This is a genomic window from Herbaspirillum sp. AP02, from assembly GCF_015767275.1.
Classification (GTDB): domain Bacteria; phylum Pseudomonadota; class Gammaproteobacteria; order Burkholderiales; family Burkholderiaceae_D; genus Herbaspirillum.
Genome location: NZ_JADWMY010000006.1, coordinates 221,400 through 234,336, shown reverse-complemented (window position 1 = coordinate 234,336; position 12,937 = coordinate 221,400). Strand labels below are relative to the sequence as shown.

At 61.9% G+C, this 12,937-nt stretch carries 13 protein-coding genes; 5 read left to right on the top strand and 8 right to left on the bottom strand.

Annotation, left to right across the window (positions count from 1 at the left end; all coding sequences use genetic code 11):
• Positions 1-96 precede the first annotated feature (96 nt).
• The 7 genes from I5R65_RS14520 to I5R65_RS14490 form a co-directional block, all read right to left on the bottom strand.
• Entirely contained in the window at positions 97-381 is a 285-nt protein-coding gene (locus I5R65_RS14520) for a succinate dehydrogenase assembly factor 2 (protein ID WP_008329929.1), read from the bottom strand.
• Between the two features lie 132 nt (positions 382-513).
• The gene (locus tag I5R65_RS14515) at positions 514-1,224 is read right to left on the bottom strand and encodes a succinate dehydrogenase iron-sulfur subunit (protein ID WP_180668336.1); all 711 of its coding nucleotides are present in this window, start codon (positions 1,222-1,224) and stop codon (positions 514-516) included.
• 11 nt (positions 1,225-1,235) lie between these two features.
• Entirely contained in the window at positions 1,236-3,014 is a 1,779-nt protein-coding gene (gene sdhA, locus I5R65_RS14510; protein ID WP_180668335.1) for a succinate dehydrogenase flavoprotein subunit, read from the bottom strand.
• A 2-nt stretch (positions 3,015-3,016) separates the two neighbouring features.
• A complete protein-coding gene (gene sdhD, locus I5R65_RS14505) occupies positions 3,017-3,382 on the bottom strand; it encodes a succinate dehydrogenase, hydrophobic membrane anchor protein (RefSeq protein WP_006463279.1) in 366 nt (121 codons plus the stop codon).
• A 2-nt stretch (positions 3,383-3,384) separates the two neighbouring features.
• On the bottom strand, positions 3,385-3,795 hold the full coding sequence (gene sdhC / locus I5R65_RS14500) for a succinate dehydrogenase, cytochrome b556 subunit (RefSeq protein WP_102661865.1): 411 nt from the start codon (positions 3,793-3,795) through the stop codon (positions 3,385-3,387).
• A gap of 162 nt (positions 3,796-3,957) precedes the next feature.
• Positions 3,958-4,743, bottom strand: coding sequence for a GntR family transcriptional regulator (locus I5R65_RS14495; RefSeq protein WP_180668334.1), 786 nt, complete (start codon positions 4,741-4,743; stop codon positions 3,958-3,960).
• A gap of 188 nt (positions 4,744-4,931) precedes the next feature.
• On the bottom strand, positions 4,932-5,186 hold the full coding sequence (locus I5R65_RS14490) for a hypothetical protein (RefSeq protein WP_180668333.1): 255 nt from the start codon (positions 5,184-5,186) through the stop codon (positions 4,932-4,934).
• Positions 5,187-5,207: 21 nt separating this feature from the next.
• Here I5R65_RS14490 and I5R65_RS14485 point away from each other — a divergent pair, with 21 nt between their 5' ends.
• From I5R65_RS14485 to I5R65_RS14465, 5 genes are all read left to right on the top strand, one after another.
• Positions 5,208-6,197 carry a malate dehydrogenase gene (locus tag I5R65_RS14485; RefSeq protein ID WP_180668332.1) on the top strand — a complete coding sequence of 330 codons (990 nt, stop codon included), beginning with the start codon at positions 5,208-5,210 and terminating at the stop codon, positions 6,195-6,197.
• Positions 6,198-6,317: 120 nt separating this feature from the next.
• Positions 6,318-7,319 carry a CoA ester lyase gene (locus tag I5R65_RS14480; RefSeq protein ID WP_180668331.1) on the top strand — a complete coding sequence of 334 codons (1,002 nt, stop codon included), beginning with the start codon at positions 6,318-6,320 and terminating at the stop codon, positions 7,317-7,319.
• Positions 7,320-7,339: 20 nt separating this feature from the next.
• Entirely contained in the window at positions 7,340-7,891 is a 552-nt protein-coding gene (locus I5R65_RS14475; protein ID WP_180668330.1) for a hypothetical protein, read from the top strand.
• A gap of 152 nt (positions 7,892-8,043) precedes the next feature.
• Positions 8,044-10,755, top strand: a complete 2,712-nt coding sequence (gene acnA / locus I5R65_RS14470; protein WP_180668329.1) for an aconitate hydratase AcnA — start codon at positions 8,044-8,046, stop codon at positions 10,753-10,755.
• Positions 10,756-10,953: 198 nt separating this feature from the next.
• A complete protein-coding gene (locus I5R65_RS14465) occupies positions 10,954-12,201 on the top strand; it encodes a DUF2863 family protein (RefSeq protein WP_180668328.1) in 1,248 nt (415 codons plus the stop codon).
• Positions 12,202-12,425: 224 nt separating this feature from the next.
• On the opposite strand, the gene I5R65_RS14460 is transcribed toward I5R65_RS14465, so the two are convergent.
• Positions 12,426-12,932, bottom strand: a complete 507-nt coding sequence (locus tag I5R65_RS14460; protein WP_180668327.1) for a chemotaxis protein CheW — start codon at positions 12,930-12,932, stop codon at positions 12,426-12,428.
• Positions 12,933-12,937 lie beyond the last annotated feature (5 nt).

Sequence of the window (12,937 nt, the reverse complement as noted above, 5' to 3'; positions counted from 1 at the left end):
CATCATGGTTCGGATGCGCCGGGTGGCGAGTTGGAACAGGCCGCGATCGAGCAAAATCGGTCTGGCTTGTGGCCAGGCGCAATATTCGTGCAACAGTCAGGCAGTACGCAGTTTCTTCAGCAACGCATGCACCTGGGGCAGATCAACCGCCGCTTCCGGCTCCTTGCGGGCCAACAGCAGGTCCATCAGGTCGTTGTCGGTCAGGTCCATCAGGCGCGAGAAAGCATCGACCTCGTCGTCGCTCATCTGTGCCTCGTTGGCATCCAGATAGCGCGTCAGGATCAGATCGTTCTCCAGCAACCCGCGGCGCGCGCGCCAGCGCAGTCTTGCTCGCTTGGCCGGATCATCCTGGTGACGCTGTTCAGTCATGAACTCGCTCATTTCTTGTCTTTCTATTCACTTCAACCGGACCAAACCTGAAGGAACCGGTCGGGGAAGCCGCTTCCAGCCCTGCTTCCCCTTGCTGCAGCCCGCCATGCGCGGCGGCTCTGGCAGGCATCACACCCATTCGGCTTACACCGAACGGCGCACCATCAGTTCCTTGATCTTGCCGATGGCCTTGTTGGGGTTCAGACCCTTGGGGCAGACATCGACGCAGTTCATGATCGAACGGCAACGGAACAGACGATACGGATCTTCCAGGTTGTCCAGGCGCGCGCCGGTGGCTTCGTCGCGGCTGTCGGCGATGAAGCGGTAGGCTTGCAGCAGGCCGGCCGGGCCGACGAACTTGTCCGGATTCCACCAGAACGACGGGCAGGAGGTCGAGCAGCAAGCGCACAGGATGCACTCGTAGACGCCGTCCAGCTCTTCACGCTGCTCGGGCGACTGCAGGCGCTCCTTCTCGGGCGGGATGCTGTCGTTGATCAGGTAGGGCTTGATCGAATCGTACTGCTTGAAGAAGTTGGTCATGTCCACGATCAGGTCGCGGATCACCGGCAGGCCTGGCAGCGGCTTCAGAACGATGGGTTCGCTCAGTTCGTTCAGGTTGGTGATGCAGGCCAGACCGTTCTTGCCATTGATGTTCATGGCGTCGGAGCCGCACACGCCTTCGCGGCAGGAGCGACGCAGCGCCAGCGAATCGTCCACATCCGACTTGATGCGTTGCAGGGCGTCCAGCAGCATCTTGTCGGTGGGCTTGAGCTCCACCGTCAGGTCTTGCATGTACGGCTTGTCGTCCTTGTCCGGATCGTAACGATAGATCTTGAATTTCAGGGTGCGAGTCATGTTGCGACCTCTTAGAAAGTACGTGCTTTAGGTTTGAAAGTCTCGACGGTCAGCGGCTGCAGGTTGACCGGCTTGTAGTCGAGACGATTCCCCTCGGAGAACCACAGCGTGTGCTTGAGCCAGTTCACGTCGTCGCGCTGCTCGTGGTCGCTTTGCGCGTGGGCGCCGCGCGACTCCTTGCGGGCTTCGGCCGAAGTGATGGTGGCCTTGGCGGTTTCGATCAGGTTGTCCAGCTCCAGCGCTTCCACGCGGGCGGTGTTGAAGACCTTGGACTTGTCCTTGAAGGAGACGTGCTTGCGACGCTCGTCCAGTTCCATGATCTTTTGGTAGCCTTCCTTCAACAGGGCATCGGTACGGAACACGCCGCAGTACTTCTGCATGGTGGCACGGATGTCGTTGGCGACGTCCTGTACGCGCTCGGAACCGGTGCTGCTTTCCAGGTGGGCGATGCGTTCCAGCGAACGGTCCAGGGCTCCGGCCGGGATGGGCTTGTGGCTCTGGTCCTGCAGGCGGCTGCCCACGATGTGGTTGCCGGCAGCACGACCGAAGACCACCAGGTCCAGCAGCGAGTTGGTACCCAGGCGGTTGGCACCGTGCACCGACACGCAGGCACATTCGCCGATGGCGTACATGCCCTGCACCACCTCCTTCATGGAACCACCCTTGGGCACGACCACCTGGCCATGGATGTTGGTGGGGATGCCACCCATCTGGTAGTGGATGGTCGGCACCACCGGGATCGGCTCCTTGGTGGCGTCCACGTTGGCAAACTTGTGGGCGATTTCCAGGATCGAGGGCAGACGCTTCTTGATGGTGTCGGCACCGATGTGACGCAGATCCAGCAGGACGTGGTCCTTGTGCTGGCCAACGCCACGGCCTTCCTTGATTTCCTGGTCCATCGAACGCGAGACGAAGTCGCGCGGCGCCAGGTCCTTCAGGGTCGGCGCATAACGCTCCATGAAGCGTTCGCCGTTGCTGTTGATCAGGATGCCGCCTTCACCACGCACACCTTCGGTGATCAGCACGCCCGCGCCGGCCACGCCGGTGGGGTGGAACTGCCAGAATTCCATGTCCTGCAGCGGCAGGCCGGCGCGTGCCGCCATGCCCATGCCGTCGCCGGTGTTGATGAAGGCGTTGGTCGATGCGGCCCAGATACGACCTGCACCGCCGGTGGCGAACAGGGTGGTCTTGGCGTGCAACATCATGATTTCGCCGGTTTCCATTTCCAGCGCCACCACACCGAGGACATCGCCCTCTTCGTTGCGGATCACGTCCAGCGCCATCCACTCGACGAAGAAATGGGTCTTGGCGCGCACGTTGCGCTGGTACAGGGTGTGCAGCAGTGCGTGACCGGTACGGTCGGCCGCAGCACAGGCGCGCTGCACCGGCTTTTCACCAAGGTTGGCGGTGTGGCCGCCGAACGGACGCTGGTAGATGGTGCCATCGGGGTTGCGGTCGAAGGGCATGCCGAAGTGTTCCAGCTCGTAGACGGCCTTCGGTGCTTCGCGGCACATGAATTCGATGGCGTCCTGGTCACCCAGGTAGTCCGAACCCTTGACGGTGTCGAACATGTGCCAGTACCAGTTGTCTTCCGACATGTTGCCCAGCGAAGCGCCGATGCCGCCTTGGGCAGCTACGGTGTGCGAGCGGGTCGGGAAGACCTTGGACAGGACAGCGACGTTCAGGCCAGCTTCGGCCAGTTGCAGCGAGGCGCGCATGCCGGAACCACCGGCGCCGACGATGACCGCGTCAAAGCGGCGGGTAGTGATGGCGGATTTGATTGCAGCCACGATTAGTTTCTCCAGAGAATCTGCGCAGCATAGCCAGCGCAACCGATCAGCCACAGGATGGTGGCAACTTGCAGGACCAGACGAATGCCCACGGGCTTGACGTAGTCCATCAGCGCATCACGCACGCCGATCCAGGCGTGGAAGAACAGCGCCATGAACACGGCAAAGGTGGCGACCTTGAACCATTGATGCGAGAACAGCGCTGCCCAGCCCTGGTAGCTGAAGTTGGTCGAGGTGAAGAAGCACACCAGCAGGATCACGGTGTAGACCGCCATCACGACGGCGGTGGCGCGCTGCGCCAGCCAGTCGCGCAGGCCATAGTGGGCGCCGACGACCAGGCGCTTGGGTCCGATATTGTTATCAGCCATTTTTAGAATGCTCCGAACAGTTTCAATGCGACCAGGATCATCAGCGCGATGCTGATCACCAGAACAGTTGCCGAGGACTTGCGTGCGCTGTCCTTGTCCAGACCGATGTGGTTATCCATGATCAGGTGGCGGATGCCGGCGCAGAAGTGATGGAGGTAGGCCCAGGACAGGGCCAGGATGACCAGCTTGACGAACCAGCCCGAGGTGAAGCCCTTGAGGTAGTCGAAGGTACCTTCGGAGAGCAGGCTGCTGTCCAGGAGGTACAGGATGAAAGGCAGCATCAGGAACAGGAACAGACCGCTGATGCGGTGCATGATCGAGACGATGGCAGCCAGAGGCATGCGGTAACCGGCAATTTGGGTTAGGTGTATGTTACGAAATTGCGGCCGTTGTGGTTTAGCGGCTTCAGACATACAAGGTTCTCCTCAGTTTAAAACAATGTGCAATTTTCGCCGATTTTCTAAATCACCATCAACTTTTATTGCGCTTCGCAGCATGCCGACAGGGCGTCGCGCCCGGTCCCTAGCGCTGCACGGGCGGTTGCCGCCGACCCGGGACAACACCGCGTCGTCCGCTCAGCTCAACTCGCTTTGGTAATGATGATTCGTCGTCAGGTACAGCCCGCGCCGCATTTCCACCGGCTTGTCGCCATAGGTGAATGAAGCCCGTTCCACACTCAGCAACGGCGTTTGGGGCGCCACGCCCAGAAACTCTGCCGCATCCGTATCCGCCCCGACGGCCCGGATGCGCTCTTCGGCGCGGATCATGCGCGTGCCGAATTCCGACTCGAACAGGCCATACAGGGGCCCGCGGTATTCCACCAGGCGCTCGGCCGTCAGCCCCTTGAAGATGGCGCCAGGCAGCCAGATGTCTTCGAGGATGATGGGAACGCCATTGAACGATTTTACCCGGCGAATGAAAATGACGGAGTCGCCCGACTTCATGTCGAGCTGACGGGCCACTTCGGCCGATGCGCGCACGCGCTTGACTTCGACGATCTTGTTCTCGGGACGCTGCGGCTCGTCGCTATCGGCCATCAGCCGCAGGAAGCGGAACTGCGCCTGGGTCTCATGATGGGTGGCAACAAAGGTACCCTTGCCCTGGCGGCGCACCACCAGGTTTTCGGCCGCCAGTTCGTCGATGGCCTTGCGCACCGTCCCCTGGCTGACCTTGAATCGATTGCCCAGCTCCACTTCACTGGGAATGAGCTCGCCGGGCTTCCACTCGCCGGCTTCCAGGCGCTGCATGATGAGCGCCTTGATCTGCTGGTACAACGGACTGAAGGTGGGCGCAGGACTGGCAGCACCCGACCCCGCGGTGTGCGCGTCGGCGTTGTTCGAATTGGGCAGGATCGAGCTCATAACCTCGAATTTCAACACAAAATCCCTTCCGGCGTCCAGCAAAAACTAGGCAATAATATGTCTTATATAAGACATAAGATATTGATTGACAGCGCTCTTTCGCAGGCCTACACTCGCGAGCAACCTGAAGACCCGCAAGGCAGACAGGGTGCGATTTACAGGCCGAAGGCCGCTAACGAGAATCGCTCTCATCCAGCCACATCGACGGTGGCGTTTTCATGCAGGCAGAACACAAGTTTGACAGGTTTTTGATTAGTCGGCAGGACCCGATCCGAAAGCAACTGACTCGCTGCGTTTTCGACGGTATCATGGCGGCCTAACAAGAATTCGAGGAAGTCGCGCAATTTTCTGCGCAAACCAGAAGCAACCGCAGACGGCCCTGCCGCGCTCTCCGCGACGCGACCGCAACGTGCGCTTCTTGCAGTCTGAACGCTTTTTTTCATCACCTCTTTTGGAGATTCAACATGGCTAAAGCCCCCATGCGTGTTGCCGTTACCGGCGCCGCCGGTCAGATCGGTTACTCCCTGCTGTTCCGCATCGCCAACGGCGACCTGCTGGGCAAAGACCAGCCGGTCATCCTGCAACTGCTGGAAATCCCCGATGAGAAGGCACAGAAGGCGCTCAAGGGCGTCATCATGGAAATCGATGACTGCGCCTTCCCGCTGCTGGCTGGCGTGACCGCCCACAGCGATCCGATGACCGCCTTCAAGGATGCCGACGTGGCCCTGCTGGTGGGTGCCCGTCCCCGTGGCCCCGGCATGGAGCGCAAGGACCTGCTGGAAGCCAACGCCCAGATCTTCACCGTGCAGGGCAAGGCACTGGACGCCGTGGCCTCGCGCAACGTCAAGGTGCTGGTGGTCGGCAACCCGGCCAACACCAACGCCTACATCGCCATGAAGTCGGCTCCCAACCTGCCGGCCAAGAACTTCACCGCCATGCTGCGTCTGGACCACAACCGCGCCCTGTCGCAAGTGGCTGCCAAGATCGGCAAGCCGGTCTCGGCCATCGAAAAGCTGTGCGTGTGGGGCAACCACTCGCCCACCATGTACGCCGACTACCGCTTCGCCACCGCCGATGGCGCCTCCGTCAAGGAAGCCATCAACGACCAGGAATGGAACAAGAACGTGTTCCTGCCCACCGTCGGCAAGCGCGGCGCAGCCATCATCGAAGCCCGCGGCCTGTCCTCGGCAGCGTCGGCAGCCAACGCAGCCATCGACCATGTGCGTGACTGGGTGCTGGGCACCAACGGCAAGTGGACCACCATGGGCATCCCCTCGGATGGTTCCTACGGCATCCCCGAAGGCACCATGTTCGGCTTCCCGGTGACCACCGAAAATGGCGAGTACAAGATCGTCCAGGGTCTGGAAATCGACGAGTTCTCGCAAGAGCGTATCAACATCACTCTCAAGGAGCTGATGGAAGAGCGTGAAGGCGTCAAGCATCTGGTCGGTTAATTGACCAGGGCGCGGCGGTCTTCAGCCGCCGCGCCCGTCGTCTTCCTGCAATATCGGCAATACCCGCAATATCGCAATATCGATCGATCCGATAACCTTACCCCAGTCCCATTCGCAGCAATGCATCCTTCCCAGGTCTTGTTCCCAGGTGCCCAGCAGCCGGTTTCGCTCCCGGTGTGCGATCACTACGCCGGCTCCGAAAAGCTGATGCGCAAGTCGATGGCCCTGCAGCAGGAACTCGGCCCCCTGTTCGACATCACCTTCGACTGCGAAGACGGCGCCGCCGCCGGCAATGACGCCGCGCACGCCAAGCTGGTCGCCTCGCTCATCGCCGGCCCCGAGAATGTCCACCGCCGCATCGGCGCGCGCCTGCATGACGTGGGCCATGCGCACTTCGAGCAGGACGTGGCCATCATCTGCGGCGCCGCTGCGCGCGAGCTGGCCTACGTGATGTTGCCCAAACCGGAAGGCATTGCCGACGTGCTGCGCGCACTGGAGAGCATCAACCGCGTGGCGGGCAACGCCGGTCGTCCCCAGCTGCCGGTGCAGGTGCTCATCGAGACCCACGGCGCGCTGGCCGATGCCGCACGCATCGCCGCCCTGCCCCAGGTGCAGTCGCTGTCGTTCGGGGTCATGGATTTCGTGTCGGCGCACTACGGTGCCATTCCCGGCAGCGCCATGCGTTCGCCCGGACAGTTCGACCACCCGCTGGTGCGCCGCGCCAAGCTGGAGATTTCCGCCGCCTGCCATGCGCACGGCAAGGTGCCGTCGCACAACGTGACCACCGACATCAGGAATCCCGCCGCCGTGGCCGATGATGCGCGCCGGGCGGCACAGGAATTTGGCTATACCCGGATGTGGAGCATCCACCCGGATCAGATCCGTCCTATCGTGCAGGCCATGTCCCCCTCCACCGAGGAGGCCGAACTGGCGGCACAGATCTTGCTCAAGGCGCAGTCGGTGCAATGGGGCCCGATCCAGCACCAGGGCAACCTGCATGATCGGGCCAGCTATCGCTATTACTGGAGTATCCTGCAACGCGCCCACGCCACTGGCGCGGCGCTACCGCCGGAAACCCTAATCTGGTTCGCCGTCGGCGACTCACCTTCAACCACGCAGTAAAGACCGTTCGATCACCGCATATGAAAAAGCACCTGACCCTGATCGCCCTGCTGGGCGCCCTGTTCGCCACCGCCGGCATCACTCCGGCACAGGCCGAGACCGCCACCGCCGCCAAGCCCGCTGCCAAGAAGAAGGTGGTCAAGAAGGCTCCGGCCAAGAAGGCCGCTGCCGCTGCGGCAGCCGCCGCTCCGGCTTCCAAGATGCCCTTCTCCTCGGATGCCGAGGATGACGATAGCGAACCCGAACTGGGCGGCACCCTGTCGGCCGACTTCCAGTGCGAAATGGGCCACAAGCTGACCATCTGGAAAAACGAGGCCGATGACAAGCACATCGCCATCCGCTGGGACAAGCGCATCCACCGCCTGACCCGCGTGGAGACCACCACCGGCGCCAACCGATTCGAAAACCGCAAGATGGGCCTGGTCTGGATCGGCATCCCCGCCAAGGGCCTGTTGCTGGACTCCAAGAAGGGTCAGCAGCTGGCCAACGAATGCAAGAACGCCGAGCAGATGAAGGCCGCCGCCGCACCGGCAGCGACCCCCACCGTGGCCGCGGCGCCCCAGCAGAACTGACACGGGAAGCCGCGCTTCCCGGACCAGGACTTAGTCGTACCAGAGAAACAAAGAATCACAGAATCAGGCAGCACCCCGCAGTTCACCATTGCAGCGCAAACCGGATTCGACTAGCTAGCATCACTAAATTGCCAAATTAAGGAGAAGAGGCCATGTCTCGCAACACATTGAACACCCTGAAGGAATTCAAGATTTCCGGTTCCAAGAAGGGCAAGTTCTACTCCCTGCCCGCCCTGCAAAAGTCGCTGGGCGTGAATATCTCGCGCCTGCCGGTGTCCATCCGTATCGTGCTGGAATCGGTGCTGCGTAACTGCGATGGCCAGAAGGTCACCGAAGAACACGTCAAGCAATTGGCCGGCTGGAGTGCCAAGGCCGCCCGCGTGGATGAGATCCCCTTCGTGGTCGCCCGCGTGGTGCTGCAGGACTTCACCGGCGTGCCACTGCTGGCCGACCTGGCCGCCATGCGCAACGTCGCCAGCAAGCTGGGCAAGAACCCCAAGAACATCGAACCGCTGGTCCCCGTGGACCTGGTGGTGGACCACTCGGTGCAGATCGACCACTTCCGCGAGAAGAAGGCGCTGGACCTGAACATGAAGCTGGAATTCTCGCGCAACAACGAGCGCTACCAGTTCATGAAGTGGGGCATGCAAGCCTTCGACACCTTCGGCGTGGTGCCCCCGGGCTTCGGCATCGTCCACCAGGTCAACCTGGAATACCTGGCACGCGGCGTGCACAACAAGACCGGCGTCTACTACCCTGACACCCTGGTCGGCACCGACTCCCACACCACCATGATCAACGGCATCGGCGTGGTCGGCTGGGGCGTGGGCGGCATCGAAGCCGAAGCCGGCATGCTGGGCCAGCCGGTCTACTTCCTGACCCCGGACGTGGTCGGTGTGAACCTGACCGGCGCCCTGCGCGAAGGCGTCACCGCCACCGACCTGGTGCTGACCATCACCGAACTGCTGCGCCAGACCAAGGTCGTGGGCAAGTTCGTCGAATTCTTCGGTGAAGGCACCGAATCGCTGTCGCTGACCGACCGCGCCACCATCGCCAACATGGCTCCGGAATACGGCGCCACCATGGGCTTCTTCCCGGTTGACGACGCCACCATCGACTACTTCAAGGGCACCGGCCGTACCAAGGCCGAGATCGACGCCTTCGAAGCCTACTTCAAGGCCCAGGGCCTGTATGGCGTGCCCAAGGCTGGTCAGATCGACTACACCCAGGAAGTCTCGCTGGACCTGGGTACCGTCGCTCCCTCGCTGGCAGGTCCGAAGCGCCCGCAAGACCGCATCGAGATCGGTAACGTCAAGACCACCTTCGCCGACCTGTTCACCAAGCCGACTTCCGAGAACGGCTTCAACAAGAAGGCAGAAGACCTCACCGCCGCCTACAAGAACGCCGATGGCGTGGATGTGCACAACGGTGACGTGCTGATCGCCGCCATCACCTCCTGCACCAATACCTCCAACCCGAGCGTGCTGCTGGCTGCCGGCCTGTTGGCCAAGAAGGCGGTCGAAGCCGGCCTGAAGGTCGCACCGCACATCAAGACCTCGCTGGCGCCTGGCTCGCGCGTGGTGACCAAGTACCTGGAAGCGGCTGGCCTGTTGCCCTACCTGGAAAAGCTGGGCTTTGGCGTGACCGCCTACGGTTGCACCACTTGCATCGGCAACGCCGGTGACCTGACTGCAGCCATGAACGAAGCCATCGTCAAGAACGACGTCGTGGCTGCCGCCGTGCTGTCGGGCAACCGCAACTTCGAAGCCCGTATCCACCCGAACATCCGCGCCAACTTCCTGGCTTCGCCGCCGCTGGTGGTGGCCTACGCGATCGCCGGCAATGTCTCCCGCGACCTGATGACCGAGCCCGTCGGCAAGGGCAAGGGTGGCAAGGACATCTATCTGGGTGACATCTGGCCGACCTCGCAAGAGATCGAAAAGCTGCTCAAGTTCGCCATGAACGCCAAGACCTTCAAGGAGAACTACGCCGACGTGAAGGGTGCTCCGGGCAAGCTGTGGGAAGCCATCAAGGGCGTCGCCAAGGGCGAAGTCTACAACTGGCCGACCTCGACCTACATCGCCGAACCGCCGTTCTTCGAGAACTTCAGCGAAGAGCCCAAGATCGCTGCTGCCGGCATCTCCGGCGCACGCGCCCTGGGCGTGTTTGGCGACTCGATCACCACCGACCACATCTCCCCGGCCGGTTCGATCAAAGAATCCAGCCCGGCCGGCAAGTGGCTGCAAGCCAATGGCGTGCTCAAGGCTGACTTCAACTCCTACGGCTCGCGCCGCGGCAACCACGAGATCATGATGCGCGGCACCTTCGCCAACGTTCGCATCAAGAACCTGATGATCCCGGCCAAGGACGACGGCTCCCGCGTCGAAGGTGGCATCACCCTGCACCAGCCGACCGGTGAAGAGATGTCGATCTATGACGCCGCCATGAAGTACGTGGCCGAAGGCACCCCGACCATGGTGTTCGGCGGCGAAGAGTACGGCACCGGCTCGTCCCGCGACTGGGCCGCCAAGGGCACCCAGCTGTTGGGCGTGAAGGCCGTGATCGCACGTTCCTTCGAGCGCATCCACCGTTCCAACCTGGTCGGCATGGGCGTGCTGCCGCTGCAGTTCCTGGGTAACGACAGCGTGCAGACGCTGGGCATCACCGGTGACGAAACCTTCGACCTGAAGGGCCTGGACGGCGAGATCAAGCCGCAACAGGAAGCCACCCTGGTGATCCACCGCAAGAACGGCGAGACCAAGGAAGTCAAGCTGCTGCTGCGCATCGACACCCCGATCGAAGTGGACTACTACAAGCATGGCGGCATCCTGCCGTTCGTGCTGCGTCAACTGCTGGCAGCCTAAGCAGGACGGGCAGCCGTGGCAGCCAAGCTGCCACGGCTGCCGGGAAGTCTGCAAAAATGAAAAACGCCGGATTCGTCCGGCGTTTTTCATTGGTCCATTCCCTGCCCCTTGGAGTAGGGTCGGCGGCCTGAAGACAGATAGTGCTGCCAAATCATCTACAATAGACAGCTTCGTTTCCACAGATTACAGATAGCCTACATGCGTCGTCCCGCCAAACGTTCCTCCTCCAAGCTTTCTGCCGACAGCCAGCACCTGGTCACCTTTGCGCAAGCCATTGCGCAGGCATCCAGCCGGCTCGAAGAACGCGCCTGGCTGAAACCCCTGGACGCCCTGCTCAACAAGCTGCTGCGCGCCGGCAACCAGGGCCTGATCGATAGCGCCCTGGACCACCTCTTCAAGACCGACCTGGATGCCTACGACGTACTCATCGAGGCGGTCGAGGCTGGCAGCGAATCGACCATCCTCGAGCATGAGGGCCAGGATTACGATGTCCAGCTGCTGGTCCTGCCAGTGTTGGCCTGGACCCGCTTTTCCATCGCTTCGGGGGCCATCGCTGCAGACATGCAGAACGCCATCGCGGCCCATCTGCATGCCCATGTGCTGGCCAAGGACGCACGCCTGGCGCTGGCGCCCAGCCTGTTCTCGATCGAACAGCTGCCTCGCGTGCATGCCGACGTGTTCGCCCTGACCCGCCAGATGGGCCAGAGCGCGCTGAAGAACAGCCCGGTGCAATTGCGCGGTGAACAGGCTCCGACCGCCGCCTTCCTGGCCGATACCCGCTACGCTATCGCCGCCGTGCTGGTGCCCGCAGGCGCTGCCCTGTTTCACTGGCAGGAAAGCGAACAGCAAAGCCACTTCTCGGCCAGCAAGACCGCTGCCTTCGACGCCTGGAAGCAGCAGGTCACGCCGATCTTCACGCGCCTGCTCCCCGGCTGCAATGTCGAACTGCTGCTGCCACAGGCCTATTTCTTCGGCTGCCGCGAGGCTGACAAGCACATCCGGCCGGCATCCATCCGCGCCGCCGATTATTTCCTGACGCAGACCCTGGACATCGCCTCCTCCGAGCTGCACGCCAGCATCGGCGGCTTCTCCGAAGACATCAACGGTCAGATCGACGAATACCGCATCGGCTTTTCCATCGGCAGCGACCCGACCGTGGTCTACGGCACCGTATGGCCGCTATACGAACAGGAAAGCGGTGAGGAGCTGCCCATGATGATCCCGGGCGGTGCCGCTCTGCTGGAAGGGTTCCCGGCCAGCCCGCTGCAACAGATCCTCACCGTACTGCGCGAATGCGGTGTCGTCCAGATCAAGCATCACGTCGAGCGCTTCACGATGGAGTTCTGCGATGACTGCGGCGCGCCCCTGTTCCCCGATCGCGAGGGCGAACTGGTGCACGCCGAGATGCCCGAAGACACCCCTCCGCCGGTCGAACACTTCCATTGACGCCATCAGCAGCCTGCGCGGGCTGCCGCGTAGCCTGCGTGGCTTTCGGCTGCGCCAGGCAGCGGCCAATAAAAAAGGCATCCACCACACGGCGGATGCCTTTTTCTCTTCTGTATCGGGCTAGTCTGCCCGCTTTTCCTGCGGTACCGAACGACGAAAAACGTCAGATCCGGACTGCGTCTCCTCCGGATCCCTGTTGCCAGTCCTGGCAGGCCTGAGGGCGATCAGGCAGCCAGCTTCTCGATCAGACCCATTTCGGCGCTGGACATCAGCTTGTCGATATCCACCAGGATCAGCATGCGCTGCTCCAGGGTACCCAGACCGATCAGGTAGTCGGAGTCGAAGGTGGTGCCCATTTCCGGGGCCGGCTTGATCTGTTCCTGGGTCAGGGTGATCACGTCGGAGACGCTGTCGACCACCATGCCCACCACGCGACCACCGATGTTGAGGATGATCACCACGGTGAATTGGTCATAGGTCGGTTCGCCCAGCTGGAACTTGATGCGCATATCGACGATGGGGACGATGATGCCGCGCAGGTTGACCACGCCCTTGATGAAGTCAGGCGAGTTGGCGATGCGGGTCACGGCCTCATAGCCGCGGATTTCCTGAACCTTCAGAATATCGATGCCGTATTCTTCCTTACCCAGGGTGAAGGCAAGAAATTCGTTTCCATTGCTGTCAGCTTTTTCGCCGAAGCCGGAAAGATTCTTGGTTGCAGTGTCAGACATGTTGT

Excerpts from the sequence above, each read along its gene's own strand:
- I5R65_RS14520 (WP_008329929.1), bottom strand. The coding sequence starts at position 381 with ATGAGCGAGTTCATGACTGAACAGCGTCACCAGGATGATCCGGCCAAG.
- I5R65_RS14515 (WP_180668336.1), bottom strand. The coding sequence starts at position 1,224 with ATGACTCGCACCCTGAAATTCAAGATCTATCGTTACGATCCGGACAAG.
- sdhD (WP_006463279.1), bottom strand. The coding sequence starts at position 3,382 with ATGGCTGATAACAATATCGGACCCAAGCGCCTGGTCGTCGGCGCCCAC.
- sdhC (WP_102661865.1), bottom strand. The coding sequence starts at position 3,795 with ATGTCTGAAGCCGCTAAACCACAACGGCCGCAATTTCGTAACATACAC.
- I5R65_RS14495 (WP_180668334.1), bottom strand. The coding sequence starts at position 4,743 with ATGAGCTCGATCCTGCCCAATTCGAACAACGCCGACGCGCACACCGCG.
- I5R65_RS14490 (WP_180668333.1), bottom strand. The coding sequence starts at position 5,186 with ATGAAAAAAAGCGTTCAGACTGCAAGAAGCGCACGTTGCGGTCGCGTC.
- I5R65_RS14485 (WP_180668332.1), top strand. The coding sequence starts at position 5,208 with ATGGCTAAAGCCCCCATGCGTGTTGCCGTTACCGGCGCCGCCGGTCAG.
- I5R65_RS14480 (WP_180668331.1), top strand. The coding sequence starts at position 6,318 with ATGCATCCTTCCCAGGTCTTGTTCCCAGGTGCCCAGCAGCCGGTTTCG.
- I5R65_RS14475 (WP_180668330.1), top strand. The coding sequence starts at position 7,340 with ATGAAAAAGCACCTGACCCTGATCGCCCTGCTGGGCGCCCTGTTCGCC.
- acnA (WP_180668329.1), top strand. The coding sequence starts at position 8,044 with ATGTCTCGCAACACATTGAACACCCTGAAGGAATTCAAGATTTCCGGT.
- I5R65_RS14465 (WP_180668328.1), top strand. The coding sequence starts at position 10,954 with ATGCGTCGTCCCGCCAAACGTTCCTCCTCCAAGCTTTCTGCCGACAGC.
- I5R65_RS14460 (WP_180668327.1), bottom strand. The coding sequence starts at position 12,932 with ATGTCTGACACTGCAACCAAGAATCTTTCCGGCTTCGGCGAAAAAGCT.